Consider the following 16,940-nt stretch of genomic DNA (forward strand, 5'->3'; position numbering starts at 1 on the left):
CGAAAACATCAGGGGGTGTCCACGCAGTGACACAGGGGTCCTCGGGACGGACCGGCGGGCGGCTTTCCCCGTTCCGCGGAAACGGCTCCGCCCCGCCTCCCGTGGACGGGGAGCGGGGCGGAGGAGCACTCGGCGGCGTCGGCCCGGGCCGGCGGGCCGGGCCGACGCGCCTGTCCGGGTCAGGCGACCAGGGCGCGGTCGTCCGGGAGGATCGGCGCCGGCAGGGTGCTGGTGCCGGTCAGGTGACGGTCGACGCCGCGCGCCGCGCTGCGGCCCTCGGCGATGGCCCACACGATGAGGGACTGGCCGCGGCCCGCGTCGCCGGCGACGAACACGCCGGGGACGTTGGTCTGGAAGTTCTTGTCGCGGGCGATGTTGCCCCGCGCGTCGAGCTCCAGGCCGAGCTGGTCGACCAGGCCGTTCTCACGGTCGGTGCCGGTGAAGCCCATCGCGAGGGTGACCAGCTGGGCGGGGATCTTCCGCTCGGAGCCGGGCTTCGGGGTGAGCTTGCCGTCGACGAAGGAGACCTCGGTGAGGTGCAGCCACTGGACGTTGCCGTCCTCGTCGCCCTCGAAGTGGGTGGTGGAGACGGAGTAGACCCGCTCGCCGCCCTCCTCGTGCGCGGAGGTCACCTTGTAGAGCATCGGGAAGGTCGGCCAGGGCTGGCCGACCGGGTCCCGGTCGTCGTTCGGGCGGGGCATGATCTCCAGCTGGGTGACGGAGGCCGCGCCCTGGCGGTGGGCGGTGCCGACGCAGTCCGCGCCGGTGTCGCCGCCGCCGATGACGACGACGTGCTTGCCCGCGGCGGTGATCGGCGGGGCCACGTAGTCGCCCTCCTGCACCTTGTTGGCGAGCGGCAGGTACTCCATCGCCTGGTGGATGCCCTTGAGCTCGCGGCCGGGGACCGGCAGGTCGCGCGCCGTGGTGGCGCCGACGGCCAGCACGACGGCGTCGTAGCGCTTGCGCAGGCTGTCGGCGTCGAGGTCGCGGCCGATCTCCACGCCGGTGCGGAACTTGGTGCCCTCCGCGCGCATCTGCTCGATGCGGCGGTTGATGTGCCGCTTCTCCATCTTGAACTCGGGGATGCCGTAGCGGAGGAGGCCTCCGATGCGGTCCGCGCGCTCGAAGACGGCGACCGTGTGGCCGGCCCGGGTGAGCTGCTGGGCGGCGGCCAGGCCGGCCGGGCCGGAGCCGATGACGGCGACGGTCTTGCCGGACAGGCGCTCGGGGATCTGCGGGACGACGTCCCCGTTGTCCCACGCCTGGTCGATGATCGAGACCTCGACGTTCTTGATGGTCACCGGCGGCTGGCTGATGCCGAGGACGCACGCCGACTCGCAGGGCGCCGGGCACAGCCGCCCGGTGAACTCCGGGAAGTTGTTGGTGGCGTGCAGCCGCTCGGAGGCGTTCTGCCAGTCCTCGCGGTAGGCGTAGTCGTTCCACTCGGGGATCAGGTTCCCGAGCGGACAGCCGCTGTGGCAGAACGGGATGCCGCAGTCCATGCAGCGGCTGGCCTGCTTGCTGACGATCGGCAGCAGGGAGCCGGGGACGTAGACCTCGTTCCAGTCCTTCAGCCGCTCGTCGACCGGACGGGTCCGGGCGACCTCACGGCCGTGGTTGAGAAAGCCCTTGGGATCAGCCATTGGTCGCCGCCTCCATCATCTTCTCGGTGATCGCGGACTCGTCGAGTCCGGCTCGCTCGGCGGCGTCCTTGGCGGCGAGCACTGCCTTGTAGGCACTGGGGATGATCTTGCTGAATCGCCGGCCGGCGTTGTCCCAGTCGGCCAGGAGCTTCTCGGCGACGGTGGAGCCGGTCTCCTCCTGGTGGCGGCGCACGACGTCGTGCAGCCAGGCGAGGTCGGTGGCGTCGAGGGCCTCGACGGCTCCGTGGTTGCCGGCGTTGACGTACCCGAGCTCGAGGTCGAGGACGTAGGCGGTGCCGCCGGACATGCCGGCCGCGAAGTTGCGGCCCGTCGGGCCGAGGACGACCGCCTGGCCGCCGGTCATGTACTCGCAGCCGTGGTCGCCCACGCCTTCGGAGACGACCAGGGCGCCGGAGTTGCGGACGCAGAACCGCTCGCCGGTGGCGCCGCGCAGGAACAGCTCGCCGCCGGTGGCGCCGTAGGCGACGGTGTTGCCGGCGATGACCGAGCCCTCGGCGAGGTGGTTGGCGCCGCGGTCCGGGCGGACGACGATGCGGCCGCCGGAGAGGCCCTTGCCGACGTAGTCGTTGGCGTCGCCCTCCAGGCGCAGCGTGATGCCGCGGGGGACGAAGGCGCCGAAGGACTGGCCGGCGGAGCCGGTGAAGGTGACGTCGATGGTGTCGTCGGGCAGACCCGCGCCGCCGAACTTCTTGGTCACCTCGTGGCCGAGCATGGTGCCGACGGTCCGGTTGATGTTGCGGACCGGGACCTGGGCGCGGACCGGGCGGACGTCGCCCGCGTCGTTGACGGCGAGGGCGTCGGCGGCGAGCTTGATGAGCTCGTTGTCGAGCGCCTTCTCCAGGCCGTGGTCCTGGGCGACGACCTGGTGGCGGGCGGCGCCCTCGGGCAGCGCGGGCACGTGGAAGAGGGGCGCGAGGTCCAGGCCCTGGGCCTTCCAGTGGTCGACGGCGCGGGTGACGTCGAGGAACTCGGCGTGGCCGACGGCCTCGTCGATGGAGCGGAAGCCGAGCTCGGCGAGCAGCTCGCGGACCTCTTCGGCGATGAAGGTGAAGAAGTTGACGATGTGCTCGGCCTTGCCGGTGAACCGCTCGCGCAGGACGGGGTTCTGGGTGGCGATGCCGACCGGACAGGTGTCGAGGTGGCAGACGCGCATCATGACGCAGCCGGAGACGACCAGCGGCGCGGTGGCGAAGCCGAACTCCTCGGCGCCGAGCAGCGCGGCGATGACGACGTCGCGGCCGGTCTTCAGCTGGCCGTCGGTCTGCACGACGATGCGGTCGCGCAGGCCGTTGAGCAGCAGGGTCTGCTGGGTCTCGGCGAGGCCGAGCTCCCAGGGGCCGCCCGCGTGCTTCAGCGAGGTGAGCGGGGAGGCGCCGGTGCCGCCGTCGTGGCCGGAGATGAGCACCACGTCGGCGTGGGCCTTGGAGACGCCCGCCGCGACCGTGCCGACGCCGACCTCGGAGACCAGCTTCACGTGGATGCGGGCCTTCGGGTTGGCGTTCTTCAGGTCGTGGATGAGCTGGGCGAGGTCCTCGATGGAGTAGATGTCGTGGTGCGGCGGCGGGGAGATGAGCCCCACGCCCGGCGTCGAGTGCCGGGTCTTCGCGACCCACGGGTAGACCTTGTGGCCGGGCAGCTGGCCGCCCTCGCCGGGCTTGGCGCCCTGGGCCATCTTGATCTGGATGTCGTCGGCGTTGACGAGGTACTCGCTGGTGACGCCGAAGCGGCCGGAGGCGACCTGCTTGATCGCGGAGCGGCGCGCCGGGTCGTACAGGCGCTCCGGGTCCTCGCCGCCCTCACCGGTGTTGGACTTGGCGCCCAGCTGGTTCATGGCGATGGCGAGGGTCTCGTGCGCCTCCTTGGAGATGGAGCCGTACGACATGGCGCCGGTGGAGAAGCGCTTGACGATCTCGGAGACCGGCTCGACCTCCTCGACGGGGATCGAGGCGCGGTCGCTCTTGAAGCCGAACAGGCCGCGCAGCGTCATCAGGCGCTCGGACTGCTCGTTCACCCGGTCGGTGTACTTCTTGAAGACGTCGTAGCGGCCGGTCTTCGTCGAGTGCTGGAGACGGAAGACGGTCTCCGGGTCGAACAGGTGCGGCTCGCCCTCGCGGCGCCACTGGTACTCGCCGCCGATCTCCAGGGTGCGGTGCGCGGGCGCGATGCCGGTGACCGGGTAGGCCTTGGCGTGGCGGGCGGCGACCTCCTGGGCGACGACGTCGAGGCCGACGCCGCCGATCTTGGTGGCGGTGCCGTCGAAGTAGCGGTGGACGAACTCCTCGTCGAGGCCGACCGCCTCGAAGACCTGCGCGCCGCGGTAGGAGGCGACGGTGGAGATGCCCATCTTGGACATGACCTTCAGGACGCCCTTGCCGAGGGCGTAGATCAGGTTGCGGATGGCCTGCTCGGCCTCGATGCCGGGGAGGAACGTTCCGGCGCGGACCAGGTCCTCGACGGACTCCATGGCCAGGTACGGGTTGACCGCCGCGGCGCCGTAGCCGATGAGCAGGGCGACGTGGTGGACCTCGCGGACGTCGCCGGCCTCGACCAGCAGGCCCACCTGGGTGCGCTGCTTGGTGCGGATGAGGTGGTGGTGGACGGCCGCGGTGAGCAGCAGCGAGGGGATCGGCGCCTGCTCGGCGTCGGAGTGCCGGTCGGAGAGCACGATGAGGCGGGCGCCGCCGGCGATGGCGGCGTCGGCCTCGGCGCAGATCTCGTCGAGGCGGGCGGCGAGGGCCGCGCCGCCGCCGGCGACCCGGTAGAGGCCGGAGAGGGTGGCCGCGGTCATGCCGGGCATGTCGCCGTCGGCGTTGATGTGGATGAGCTTGGCCAGCTCGTCGTTGTCGATGACCGGGAAGGGCAGGACGACGCTGCGGCAGGACTCCTCGGTGGGCTCCAGCAGGTTGCCCTGCGGGCCGAGCGGGGAGCGCAGCGAGGTGACGAGCTCCTCGCGGATGGCATCCAGCGGCGGGTTGGTGACCTGCGCGAACAGCTGCGTGAAGTAGTCGAAGAGCAGGCGCGGGCGCTGCGAGAGGGCGGCGATGGGCGTGTCGGTGCCCATGGAGCCGATGGGCTCGGCGCCGGCCTTCGCCATCGGGGCGATGATGACGCGCAGCTCTTCCTCGGTGTAGCCGAAGGTCTGCTGGCGGCGGGTGACCGAGGCGTGGGTGTGCACGATGTGCTCGCGCTCGGGGAGGTCCTCGAGCTCGATCTCGGCGGCTTCCAGCCACTCCTGGTAGGGGTGCTCGGTGGCGAGGGCGTGCTTGATCTCGTCGTCCTCGATGACGCGGCCCTCGGCCGTGTCGACCAGGAACATCCGGCCGGGCTGGAGGCGGCCCTTGCGGACGACCTTCTCCGGGGCGATGTCCAGGACGCCGACCTCGGAGCCGAGGACGACCAGGCCGTCGTCGGTGATCCAGTAGCGGCCGGGGCGCAGGCCGTTGCGGTCGAGGACCGCGCCGACCTGGACGCCGTCGGTGAAGGTGACGCAGGCGGGACCGTCCCAGGGCTCCATCATGGCCGCGTGGTACTGGTAGAACGCGCGGCGGGCCGGGTCCATGGTGGGGTGGTTCTCCCACGCCTCCGGGATCATCATCAGCACGCTGTGCGGCAGCGAGCGGCCGCCGAGGTGCAGGAGTTCCAGGACCTCGTCGAAGGAGGCGGAGTCGGAGGCGTCGGGGGTGCAGACCGGGAAGACCCGCTCCAGCTTCTCCTCGCCGAACAGCTCGCTGACCAGCTGCGACTCGCGGGCCTTCATCCAGTTCCGGTTGCCCTTGACGGTGTTGATCTCGCCGTTGTGGGCGATGAACCGGTAGGGGTGTGCGAGCGGCCAGCTCGGGAACGTGTTGGTCGAGAACCGGGAGTGGACCAGGGCGATCGCCGAGGCGAAGCGGCGGTCGGAGAGGTCCGGGAAGAAGGGCTCGAGCTGGCCGGTGGTCAGCATGCCCTTGTAGACGATGGTGCGCGCGGACAGCGAGGGGAAGTAGACGCCCAGCTCGCGCTCGGCGCGCTTGCGCAGCAGGAACGCCTTGCGGTCCAGCTCGATGCCGGCGGTGGCGCCGTCGGTCACGAAGACCTGGCGGAAGGCGGGCATCGTGGAGCGGGCGGTCGCGCCGAGCAGGTCGGGGGCGACGGGGACCTCGCGCCAGCCGAGAACGGTGAGGTTCTCCTCGGCGGCGATCGCGTCGATGCGGGCGGCCGCCTCGTCGGCGCCGTCCTGCGGGAGGAAGGCGATGCCGACGGCGTAGCGGCCGGCCTCGGGGAGTTCGAACCCGGCGACCTCGCGGAGGAAGGCGTCGGGGACCTGGGAGAGGATGCCGGCGCCGTCGCCGGAGTCGGGCTCGGAGCCGGTGGCGCCGCGGTGCTCGAGGTTGCGGAGCACGGTGAGTGCCTGGTCGACCAGCGTGTGGCTCGCCTCGCCGGTCAGGTTGGCCACGAAACCGACGCCGCAGGCGTCGTGCTCGTCGCGCGGGTCGTAGAGGCCCTGGGCAGCAGGGCGAGCATCCATGTACGACCAGTTACGGCCGTTCGTGGAGTGCTGGGACGGCTGGCGCGGCGTACGCATCGGCTCTCCCGTCGTCGTCATGTGGCTGAAAAGGTCCTCCCAGGCTCTGCGGCTCTGGGGGCACTGATGCCGAGGGACGACGTTGGCCCTCTGCTGTGTGGCAAAAGATTCTTCTGCGCGTTACATAGTGAAACGGAATCCCGGAAGTTGGATACCGCGTTCCACCATGCGGACGCATGGGGAGCCGTGACCGCCGGTCCGCCGGGTGACGGCGGGCATGCGGGAGACGTGCCAGGGAAGGTGTCCTGACGATTCCTGGGTACAGGCTTCGTCGCCCGTCTTCGGAGAGGCGCGCCGCTGGCGTCCTTGCCCGGCGCGTTCCGGCTCATGCCCGGTGGCTTCGTATGCGAAACCATGGGTGGCCGCTTGCGTGCAGCCCCTCACACATGTGAGCAGCCTTCATGATACGACCCCTGTCCAGCCACGTCGCGGGGACGAATGTCACACCGCCGAAACGGTGTTGACCTGCGACGGACCCTTGCGCGGAGGGTCGCGGAGTGCCTGCGGCCCCGCGTCCTCCGCCGCCCTGCCGCCGCGCGGGCCGCGCCCCCGTGTCCCGTCACGGCGGGGCGGGGAGTGATCGCGGGGCGGCACCGGGGGCATGCACACGGCGGCCATGCGGTGCCTGCGGTGCGCGCGAGGGCCCGTCCGGGCGCGCCGGACGGGCCGTTACGGGTGGGTTACCAGGGGCGGGCGTGACCGGAGGGTCACGTGGGGCCGCCGGGAGGGGACGGTCAGCCGACGGCGGTGCCGATGAGGGTGCCCAGAAGGTAGGTGAGGCCGGCCGCCGCGCCGCCGAGCACCAGCTGCCGCAGTCCGCTGAACCACCAGCTGCGGGCGGTCACCCTGGCGACCACCGCGCCGCACAGGAAGAGCCCGACGAGGGCGAGCACCACGGCGGGCCACAGCGAGGTGGCGCCGAACAGGAACGGCAGCACCGGCAGCAGCGCGCCCAGCGCGAAGGAGCCGAACGAGGAGACCGCGGCGACCGTCGGGGAGGGCAGGTCGCCCGGGTCGACGCCCAGTTCCTCGCGGACATGTATCTCCAGCGCCTGCTCCGGGTCGCGGGAGAGCTGGCGGGCGACCTCGCGGGCCGTTCCGGCGTCCACGCCGCGCGCCTCGTACAGGGCGGCGAGCTCCGCCTCCTCGGCCTGCGGGTGGCGGGCCAGCTGGCCACGCTCGACGTCGAGTTCGGCCTCCACCAGCTCCCGCTGGGAGGCGACCGAGGTGTACTCGCCGGCCGCCATGGAGAACGCTCCGGCGGCCAGCCCCGCGAGCCCGGCGAGCACCACGGTCCCGCTGGAGGCGGCGCCGCCCGCGACGCCGGTCATCAGGGCCAGGTTGGACACCAGACCGTCCATGGCGCCGAAGACGGCCGGACGCAGCCAGCCGCCGTTGACGTCACGGTGGGTGTGGTTGTCGCGGTGCGCCTCATGCAGGGGCGCCCGCATCTCGAGAACAGCCATGTCTCCCGCTCAAGGTCATGCCGGGTGCGCGGACGACGTCGTGCCACGCGGCCAGTTTGGACTGGATCTACTTTTCGATGTTCCCCAAGCTACGCCCTTCAGTCATGGCCCGCCAGCAAGGAAAGGCTGCCCTCACCTGCACTTTTGGCCATCCCGCTCATCCGAAGCAAAGCCCGCACAGATGTCGTCCGGGTGACGTCGGCGTGTCCGAGGGTCGGTCGGGGCGGTGGCGTGGCACAGATCGTCACAAGGGCACAAGGGATCCCCCTCCCCGCTAGGAGGCGCGCATGGCGGCCGTCGTCACACCGGACCTGCGGGCGCGGGCGCGCGGAGCGCTGCTGGGCCTGGCCGTGGGGGACGCGCTCGGCGCCCCCGCGGAGAACCTGCGTCCCTCGGAGATCCGGGCCCGCTGGGGCCGCATCACGGGGTACGTCCAGGAGGAGCCGGCCGGCACCGACGACACCGAGTACGCCATCTTCTGCGGGCTGTTGCTGGCCCGGCACGGCTTCGCGCTGACCGCCGCGGACGTGGAGGCGGCCTGGCACGAGTGGATCGCCGACCGCGACGAGGGGCCGTTCAAGGGCGCCGGGTTCAGCGAACGCGGGACGCTGGAGAACCTGCGCCGGGGCCTGGCCGCGCCGGTCTCCGCCCAGCACCGGCACGCCTGGAGCGACGGGCTGGCCATGCGGGCCGCCCCGTTCGGCGTGTTCGCGGCGGGCCGCCCCGCGGAGGCGGCGCGGCTGGTGGCGGTGGACGGCTCGGTCAGCCACGACGGCGAGGGCATCTACGGCGGGCAGGCGGTGGCTGCCGGGGTGGCCGCAGCGATGACCGGGGCGCCCGCGGTGGCGGTGGTGGCCTCGGCCCTCGCGGTGATCCCGGACGACTCGTGGACGGCCCGTTCGCTGCGCCGCGCGGTCGCGGTCGCCCACCGCGGGGAGCGGGCGGTGCGGTCCGCGGTGGTGGTGGCGGGCTACCCGTGGACCGACCTGGCCCCGGAGGCCGTGGCCCTCGCCTTCGGCGCGTACGCGGCCGCGGAGGGCGACTTCCGCCAGGCGGTGCTGACCGCCGTGAACATGGGCCGCGACGCCGACACCACGGCCGCCGTCGCCGGGGCGCTGGCCGGCGCGACCTCCGGGGTGGCCGCCATCCCCGAGGAGTGGGCGGCCCCCATCGGCCCGGTCCGCGGGAGCTGTCTGCCGGCCATGGCGGGCCGGCACGTCGTGGACATCGCCGACCTCCTCACCTCCACCAGGGAGCACGCATGACTCCCCCGTCCGACCCCGCCCCCGGCCCGGACCTCACCGCGTCCGCCGCCACCCCGGCCGACCTCGCGTCCTCCGCCCCGGACGCCTTCACGGCCGACCTCACGCCCGCGACCCCTGGCCCGGCGGATCCGGGCCCGCTCGCGCACCCAGGCCCCGTGTCCACCGGCCCCGCCTCCCCCGCCCTGTCCGCCCCTGGCCGGCTCCTCCCGTCCGGCCCCGGCCCCGGAGCCGGCGACACCCCGCGTCCCGGAGCGGTGACCGGCGGTGCGGGCGGCGGCGCCCACTCCGGCGGCGGGAACCTCGCAGGCCCCGCCGCACGCGCTCGCCGCGCCGCGGCGCAGGACCCGGGCACCGCCTCGCGACCCGAGGGACGGAGGCGGACGGGCTCCGGGAGGCCCGGGGAGCGGCGGGTGGCCGGGATGCTGCTGGGGCTCGCCGCGGGCGACGCCGCCGGATGGCCCGCCGCCCGGCACCGCGCGGCGCGGATGCCGGAGTGGACCCGGCGGCTCACCCGGGAGCTGGACGCGTTCGCCGAGCAGAACGCCACCACCACCCTCCCCGTGCCGATCGCCCTCAACCAGCCGCCCGACCCGCTGCGGCTGGGCCCCTCCGACGACGCCGAGTGGGCGGCGTGGACCGCGCAGGCGCTGCTGCGCGCGGGCGACGACGCCCTCCTCGCCGACCTGGAGCGCGACCGCCGGATCCGGGCCGCCGTCGACCTGGCGTGGAGCGCGGTGGCCGACGAGGTCGCCGAGGCGGAGCGCGCGGCGCCCGAGGCGGAGTCCGCCACCATCCCGCTGCGCGCCCGGATCTCGGTGCGCGCCGGACTCGGCAACCTGGCCACCGGCCTGCGCCCGCCCGCCACCGGCCACGACAATCCGCACTACTTCGACGACGCGGCCTGTGTACGCGCGTGCGTCCTGGCTGTCGCTCATCCGGGTGATCCTCATCGCGCCGCGGAGCTCGCCGAGTTCGACGCCCGCTACTCCCAGGACGGCGACGGCGTGCACGGCGCCCGCGCGATGGCCGCCGCCGTCTCGCTCGCCCTGGCGGGCGCCGACGTGGAGGCCTGCGTGGCCGCCGCGCTGGCCGAGCTGCCCGACGCGTCGGAGGCCGGACGCAACGCCCGGCACGCCCTGCACCTGGCCCGGGAGAGCGCCCCGGAGGGCGCGTTCGCGCTGGTGCCGCTGCTGGAGCACCAGATCGTGGACCACGTGTACAGCTACGGGATCGCCGCCGCGGAGACCGTGCCGGTGGCGCTCGCCCTGGCGCTGGCGTCCGGCGGGCGGTTCGCCGAGGCGGTGCCGGCGGCGGCCTGTCTGTCCCGGGTGGCCGATTCCACGCCCGCCCTCACGGGTGCGCTCACCGGCGCTCTGGGCGGCTTCGGGGCGGTGCCGGACCCCTGGCGCCAGGCCTGCCGCTCGCTCTCCGGCTGCGTCCTGCCCCGCCTCGCCGGCACCGATCTGGTGGAACTCGCCGAACGCCTGGAAGCGGGGCGACCGGCCACCGGCGGAGGATGATTCCGGCATGACGCGCATCACGCCCGAAAGGCCGCTCCACGGACCACTCGACGACTCGGACGTCACCACCGCGACGGCCACCCCCGCGGCGGCGGACGCACCCGCCGCCCCGACCGCCGCCGAGCCCGCTCCCCTGACCGGGACCGGGGCCGGGGCCGGGACGAGGGCCGGGGCTCCCGCCCGGACCCTGGACGAGCGGGTCGCCGGCGCCCTGACCGGCGCGGCCGTCGGCGACGCGCTGGGCGGCCCGGTCGAGGGGTACTCCCCCGAGCAGATCCTGGAACGCCACGGCGGCCGCGTGCGGGGCGTCGTGGGCCCCTGGAACGGCGACGCGTGGCGCACCGCGCGCCCCGTCGCGCCGTACCACAAGGGCGACGGGCACGTCACCGACGACACCTTGATGACGCACGCCCTGATCCGCGTCTACGAGCGCGTCCGCGACCACCTCGACGCCTACGCGGTCGCCGAGCACCTGGTCCCGGACCTGATGGGCGAACTGCGCTGGATCCCCGAACTGGAGGCCGAGGCGCTGCCGTTGCAGCGGATCTTCCTCGCCGAGAAGTGGCTGGTGGCGCGGATCCACTACGGGCACGTCGACCCGCGCGAGGCCGGCTGCGGGAACATCGTCAACTGCGGCGCCGCGATGTACATGGCCCCGGTCGGCCTGGTGAACGCGGCTCATCCGGCGGCGGCCTACGCCGAGGCACTGGAGGTGGCGGGCGCCCACCAGTCCTCCTACGGGCGGGAGGCGGCGGGCGTGTTCGCGGCGGCCGTGGCCGCGGCCTGCGTGCCGGGCGCGACCCCGGAGTCGGTGGTCGCCGCCTGCCTGTCGCTGGCCAAGGACGGCACCCGCGCGGCGATCGAGGCGGTCTGCGGGACGGCCGCCCGGTACGGCGAGTTCGAGGCCGCGCTCGGCCCGCTGCGCGAGGCGGTCGCCCCGTTCGACACCGTGGGCCCCGACTACCGCGCCCCCTCCCTGGGCGCCCGCCGTCCGTCGCGGCTGCACTCGATCGAGGAGCTGCCGGTGGCGCTCGGCATGCTGCTGGTGGCCGGCGGCGACTACGAGCAGGCGGTGCTCGGCGCGGTCAACTACGGCCGGGACTGCGACTCGATCGCCACCATGGCGGGCGCACTGGCCGGTGCGCTCGGCTCCCCCGCGCCCGCCGCCTGGGCCGCTCAGGTCGCCGAGGCGAGCCGCCTCGACCTGGACGCCCCCGCCCGCTCCCTGGCCGCCGTGGCGCGTGAGGTCTTCGCCCGGGACCTCGCCCGCCGCCGCGCCCACGAGGCCGCGTTCACCGCGATCGGAGGTGCCGCGTGCTCCGGTTGACCTGGGTGCAGCCCGAGGACCTGCTCGGCCACGAGCTGCGGCAGGCCGCGCAGGACGGCCGCTCCCCCGCGACCGTCGCCGCGGTCGCCGCCCGCTGGCGCGCGGCCGGCGGCCCCGAGGCTCCCGACCGGGCGGGCTCCTCCGCCGAGCCCGTCTCGCGCTACCTGCGCACCCTCGCCGAGGACCTGCTCGACGAGCTGGCCGAACTGCCCTCGCCGATGGCGGAGGCGGAGCCCACCGACCTGGAGCGGATCAAGGCGCTCTGCCCCGACTGGCCGGCCGCCCCGGCCGCGGGCCCACCGCCCTCCGCGGCCCGGCTGGAGGCCGCCTGGCTGGGGCGCGCGGCGGGCTGCCTGCTGGGCAAGCCGGTGGAGAAGCTGCCGCTGGAGGGCATCCGGGCGCTGGCCCGGGCCACCGGCGACTGGCCGCTCACCACCTTCTTCACCGCCCGCGGCCTGCCCGCCGAGCTGGCGGCCGCCCACCCCTGGAACCGCCGTTCGGCCGGTACCTCGCTGGCCGAGAACATCGACGGCATGCCGGAGGACGACGACCTCAACTTCCCGCTGCTCGGTCTGCTGCTGCTGCGCCGTCACGGCCGCTCCTTCACCACCGGGGACGTGGCCCGTCTGTGGCTGGACGAGCTGCCAGCGGGCCGCCTGTTCACCGCGGAGCGGGTCGCCTACCGCAACCTGCTGTCCGGCGTGGAGCCGCCGCACACCGCGCGCCACCGCAACCCGTTCCGTGAGTGGATCGGCGCGTTGATCCGGGCCGACGTGCACGGCTGGACCAACCCCGGCGACCCCGGCGCCGCGGCCGAGCAGGCGCACCGCGACGCCGTCCTCAGCCACACCGGGAGCGGTGTGCACGCCGCCATGTTCGCCGCCGCCGTGATCGCGGCCGCGGCGGGCGGCGGGGTGGACGTGCACGGCTGTCTGCGGGCCGGGCTGGCCGTCGTCCCGCCCGGCTCCCGGCTCGCCCGGGCGGTCCGGCACGCCGTCCGGCTGGCCGGCGAACACGCGGGCGACGCGGCCGGGTTCGAGGCGGTGGTGGACGCGCTGCACACCGAGCACGCGCGCCACCACTGGGTGCACGCGGTGCCCAACACCGCCCTGATCGCCGCCGCCCTCACCCACGCGGACGGGGACTTCGCCGGCTCGGTCTGCCGGGCGGTGTCCGGCGGCTGGGACACCGACTCCAACGGCGCCACCGCCGGCTCCGTGGCGGCGCTGCTGGCCGGCTCCCCCGGGGCGCTGCCCGAGCGGTGGACGGCGCCGCTGAAGAACCGGCTCGCCACCTCCGTGGCCGGGTTCGACGGCGTCGGCTTCGACGCCCTCGGCCGCACCACCGCCCACCTCTGCGCGCCGGGCCCGCGACCGGAGCGGGCGCCGGCCGCCCGGACCGTCCTGGAGGGCGCCCCCTCATGAGCACCGTCGGCGACATCGTCGTACTCGGCAGCGCCAACATGGACCTCGTCGCCTACGTGGCCAAGGCGCCGCGGCGCGGGGAGACCGTCACCGGCCGCGAGTTCCGCACCGCGCCCGGCGGCAAGGGCGCCAACCAGGCGGTGGCCGCGGCCCGTGCGGGCGCCCGCGTCTCGATGATCGGCGCGGTCGGCAACGACACCTTCGGCCTGCGGCTGCGCTCCGCGCTGGAGGCCTCCGGGGTGGTCACCGACCGGCTGCGCACCGCGGAGGGCCCTTCCGGCACCGCCCACATCGTGGTGGACGACGAGGGGGGCAACGCCATCGTGGTCGTCCCGGGCGCCAACGCGGGCGTGACCTCGCTGACTTCCCGCGACGAGGAGGCGGTGCGGGGCGCCGGTCTGCTGCTGCTCCAGCTGGAGACTCCCCTGGAGGCCGTCGTCGCCGCGGCCCGGCTGGCCCGCGCGCACGGCGTGCGGACCGTCCTGACGCCCGCGCCGGTCCGGCCCCTGCCCGCCGAACTCCTCGACTGCGTCGACCTGTTGCTACCCAACGAGCACGAGGCAGCCGCCCTGGCCGGGGTGGCCGATCCGCGCCGGGCGGCGCTCACGCTGCTGGAGCGGGTGCCCGAGGTGGTGGTGACGCTCGGGGAGGCGGGCAGTCTCTGGGCGGCGCGCGGCGCGGAGCCGGTGCCGGTCCCCTCGCCCCGGGTGCGGGCGGTGGACACCACCGGGGCGGGCGACACCTTCGCCGGTGCGCTGGCCGTGGCCCTCACCGAGAAGCGCCCGATGCCCGAGGCCCTGCGCTGGGCGGCCGCCGCGGCCTCCCTGTCGGTGCAGCGGCCGGGGGCGTCGGCGTCGATGCCCTACCGCTCCGAGATCGAGGCACGGTACACGTCATGAACCAGCCCCTGTCCGACGTCGCCCCCGCTCCCGCCGCCGGGCCCGCGCCGCTGTCCGGGCTGCGGGTCCTGGACCTGGCCACGCTGTTCGCCGGGCCCCTCGCGGCCACCATGCTGGGCGACTTCGGCGCCGACGTGGTCAAGGTGGAGCACCCGACGAAGCCCGACCCCTCGCGCGGTCACGGCCCCGCCAAGGACGGCGTCGGGCTGTGGTGGAAGCTGCTGGGCCGCAACAAGCGGAACATCACCCTGGACCTGTCCGCGCCGCTCGGCCGCGACACGCTGCTGCGGCTGGTCCGGGACGCCGACGTCGTGGTGGAGAACTTCCGCCCCGGAACGCTGGAGCGGTGGGGTCTGGGCTGGGAGGAGCTGTCCGCGGTCAACCCGCGTCTGGTGCTGGCCCGGGTCACCGGCTTCGGCCAGTTCGGCCCGTACGCACGCCGCCCCGGCTTCGGCACCCTGGCGGAGGCGATGAGCGGTTTCGCCGCCGTCACCGGCGAGCCGGACGCGCCGCCCACCCTGCCCCCGTTCGGCCTGGCCGACTCCATCGCCGCGCTGGCCACCGCCTTCGCCGTGACGACCGCGCTGGCCGCCCGGGACCGCACCGGCGGCGGGCAGGTCGTCGACATGGCGATCATCGAGCCCATCCTCACGGTGCTGGGGCCGCAGCCGCTCTGGTTCGACCAGCTGGGTCACGTCCAGCCGCGCACCGGCAACCGGTCCCAGAACAACGCGCCGCGCAACACCTACCGGACCGCCGACGGCACCTGGGTGGCCGTCTCCACCTCGGCGCAGTCGGTCGCCGAACGGGTGATGCGGCTGGTGGGGCGGCCGGAGCTGGTCGACGAGCCGTGGTTCGCCACCGGTGCCGGGCGCGCCGCCCACTGCGACGTGCTGGACGAGGCGGTCGGCGCCTGGATCGCCCGGCGCGGACGGTCGGAGGTGCTGGACGCCTTCGAGAAGGCGGAGGCCGCGGTGGCTCCCGTCCAGGACGTGCGGGACGTGATGGAGGACCCGCAGTACCGGGCGCTGGGCACCATCACCACCGTGGACGACCCCGAGCTCGGGCAGCTGCGGATGCAGAACGTGCTGTTCCGGCTCTCCGCGACCCCCGGCGCGATCCGCTGGGCCGGGCGGCCGCACGGGGCGGACACCGAGGCCGTGCTCACCGAGGCGGGGCTCACCGCCCGGGAGATCGCGGCGCTGCGACGGGAGGGGATCGTGTGAGCGCGGAGGTGCCGGCGCCGCCGCTGACCTTGCTGTACGTGCCCGGGGACCGGCCCGAGGTGGTCGCCAAGGCGCTGCGGGCGGGGGCGGACGTGGTGCTCGTCGACCTGGAGGACGCGGTCGCGCCCGCCCGCAAGGAGTACGCCCGGGACGCCACGGCGGAGCTGCTGGCCGAGCAGCCGCCGGTTCCGGTACACGTCCGGGTGAACTGTCCGTCCTCGCCGGAGGGGCGTGCCGATCTGAAGACGCTGCTGCCCTGCCAGGGGCTGGGCGGGGTGCGGCTGCCGAAGGTGACCTCGCCGGACACGGTGGTCCGGGTGGCGCGGCAGGCGAGCGCGCTGGACCGGACGGGGCTTCCGCTGTTCCCGCTGCTGGAGAGCGCGCTGGGCGTCGAGGAGGCGTTCCGCATCGCCCGCGCCGATCCGTCGGTGGGCGGCGTCTCCCTCGGCGAGGCCGACCTGCGCGCGGACCTCGGGGTGCGGGAGGACGCGGGGCTCGACTGGTGCCGCTCCCGGGTGGTGGTGGCCGCCCGGGCGGCGGGGCTGCGGCCTCCGGCGCAGTCCGTCCACCCGGACGTGCGGGACCTGGAGGGGCTGCGGGCCGGCTGCGCGCGAGGGCGGGCACTGGGGTTCCTGGGGCGGGCGGCGATCCACCCGCGGCAGCTGCCGGTGATCGCGCGGGCGTACCTTCCGACCGCGCGGGAGGTCGAGGAGGCGGAGGAGATCGTCGAGGCGGCCCGTCGGGCCGGGCCCGGGGCGCAGGCGCTTCCCGACGGCCGGTTCGTGGACGCCGCCGTCCTCGCCGCCGCCCACCGCACCCTCGCCGTGGCCGCGCGTCACTGACCCTCGCCGTGGCCGCGCGTCACCGACCCGCGGCCACCGCTCAGGTGCTGTGTGACGGGCCGGGGCGCATGCCGTCGAGCAGGGTCGCGAGGTAGCGGCGGCCGGTGTCGATCCGGTCGCCGGTCGTGCCGCCGTGGACGGCCACGGCGTGGGCGATGCCGCACATGAGGGGGACCAGGTCGTCGGCGGCCAGGCCGGGGCGGACGGCTCCGGCGTCGCGCGCCCGCTCCAGGAGCGCGGTGCCGGAGCTCGCGAGCGACGTCTTGAGCCGCGTCGTGCGCGGCAGTGCGTCCTCGGCCGCGGCGGCGACCGGGGGCAGGGCCGCGTCGGTGAGCTGGGCCTCGACGACGCGGGACAGGAAGCTCGTGAGCCCCCGCCAGGGGTCGGGGTCGGCCACGGCCTGCTCGCCGTGTGCGGCCAGGTCCTCCAGACAGGGGGTGGCGACGGTCTCCAGCAGCGCCTCGGGCGTGGCGAAGTGCCGGTAGACCGTGGCGACCCCCACGCCGGCCCGGCGCGCGACGTCGTTGAGCTGCAGTGCGGCGCCCTGGTCGACCAGGTCGCGGGCGACCGCGACGATCCGCTCCCAGTTGCGGGCAGCGTCCTTGCGCAGCGGTGGGGACGTCATGGGGAGGCGGGGTCCTGGTTGCTCGTCACGGGGCAGGGCTCGGGCTCGGGGCCCATGATAGGCGGCGCCCCCGGGGCCTCGGTGCGGGGCGGTGGGCGGGCCGACGGGCCCGCCCACC

11 protein-coding genes are annotated in these 16,940 nt (G+C 74.8%); 7 read left to right on the top strand and 4 right to left on the bottom strand.

The window, feature by feature from the left end; genetic code table 11:
- Window positions 1-179 precede the first annotated feature (179 nt).
- The 3 genes from ABT026_RS27130 to ABT026_RS27140 all read right to left on the bottom strand — a co-directional run bounded on the left by ABT026_RS27130 (window position 180) and on the right by ABT026_RS27140 (window position 7,694).
- Entirely contained in the window at window positions 180-1,643 is a 1,464-nt protein-coding gene (locus ABT026_RS27130; RefSeq protein ID WP_351117780.1) for a glutamate synthase subunit beta, read from the bottom strand.
- Window positions 1,636-6,171, bottom strand: coding sequence for a glutamate synthase large subunit (gltB, locus tag ABT026_RS27135; protein ID WP_351117792.1), 4,536 nt, complete (start codon window positions 6,169-6,171; stop codon window positions 1,636-1,638). The genes ABT026_RS27130 and gltB overlap by 8 nt, the downstream gene beginning before the upstream one ends.
- A gap of 791 nt (window positions 6,172-6,962) precedes the next feature.
- Complete coding sequence (locus ABT026_RS27140) at window positions 6,963-7,694, bottom strand: VIT1/CCC1 transporter family protein (protein ID WP_351117781.1); 732 nt, start codon at window positions 7,692-7,694, stop codon at window positions 6,963-6,965.
- Between the two features lie 287 nt (window positions 7,695-7,981).
- On the opposite strand from ABT026_RS27140, the gene ABT026_RS27145 reads away from it, so the two are divergent.
- The 7 genes from ABT026_RS27145 to ABT026_RS27175 are packed head-to-tail and all read left to right on the top strand — an operon-like array spanning window position 7,982 to window position 16,197.
- Window positions 7,982-8,959 carry an ADP-ribosylglycohydrolase family protein gene (locus ABT026_RS27145; protein ID WP_351117782.1) on the top strand — a complete coding sequence of 326 codons (978 nt, stop codon included), beginning with the start codon at window positions 7,982-7,984 and terminating at the stop codon, window positions 8,957-8,959.
- Window positions 8,956-10,479 carry an ADP-ribosylglycohydrolase family protein gene (locus tag ABT026_RS27150; RefSeq protein WP_351117783.1) on the top strand — a complete coding sequence of 508 codons (1,524 nt, stop codon included), beginning with the start codon at window positions 8,956-8,958 and terminating at the stop codon, window positions 10,477-10,479. Before ABT026_RS27145 ends, ABT026_RS27150 begins: the two co-directional genes overlap by 4 nt.
- A gap of 7 nt (window positions 10,480-10,486) precedes the next feature.
- Window positions 10,487-11,806: an ADP-ribosylglycohydrolase family protein gene (locus ABT026_RS27155; protein WP_351117784.1), complete on the top strand. Its 1,320-nt coding sequence runs from the start codon at window positions 10,487-10,489 to the stop codon at window positions 11,804-11,806.
- Window positions 11,794-13,230: an ADP-ribosylglycohydrolase family protein gene (locus ABT026_RS27160; RefSeq protein ID WP_351117785.1), complete on the top strand. Its 1,437-nt coding sequence runs from the start codon at window positions 11,794-11,796 to the stop codon at window positions 13,228-13,230. The genes ABT026_RS27155 and ABT026_RS27160 overlap by 13 nt, the downstream gene beginning before the upstream one ends.
- Complete coding sequence (rbsK, locus tag ABT026_RS27165; protein ID WP_351117786.1) at window positions 13,227-14,129, top strand: ribokinase; 903 nt, start codon at window positions 13,227-13,229, stop codon at window positions 14,127-14,129. Before ABT026_RS27160 ends, rbsK begins: the two co-directional genes overlap by 4 nt.
- Window positions 14,126-15,355, top strand: coding sequence for a CaiB/BaiF CoA transferase family protein (locus tag ABT026_RS27170; protein ID WP_351117787.1), 1,230 nt, complete (start codon window positions 14,126-14,128; stop codon window positions 15,353-15,355). The genes rbsK and ABT026_RS27170 overlap by 4 nt, the downstream gene beginning before the upstream one ends.
- An 8-nt stretch (window positions 15,356-15,363) precedes the next feature.
- Complete coding sequence (locus ABT026_RS27175) at window positions 15,364-16,197, top strand: HpcH/HpaI aldolase/citrate lyase family protein (RefSeq protein ID WP_351117793.1); 834 nt, start codon at window positions 15,364-15,366, stop codon at window positions 16,195-16,197.
- Window positions 16,198-16,237: 40 nt separating this feature from the next.
- Here the strand turns inward: ABT026_RS27175 and ABT026_RS27180 are convergent, their stop codons facing one another.
- On the bottom strand, window positions 16,238-16,822 hold the full coding sequence (locus tag ABT026_RS27180) for a TetR/AcrR family transcriptional regulator (protein WP_351117788.1): 585 nt from the start codon (window positions 16,820-16,822) through the stop codon (window positions 16,238-16,240).
- Window positions 16,823-16,940 lie beyond the last annotated feature (118 nt).

This window comes from Streptomyces sp. NPDC002734 (assembly GCF_040295685.1).
Taxonomy (GTDB): domain Bacteria; phylum Actinomycetota; class Actinomycetes; order Streptomycetales; family Streptomycetaceae; genus Streptomyces.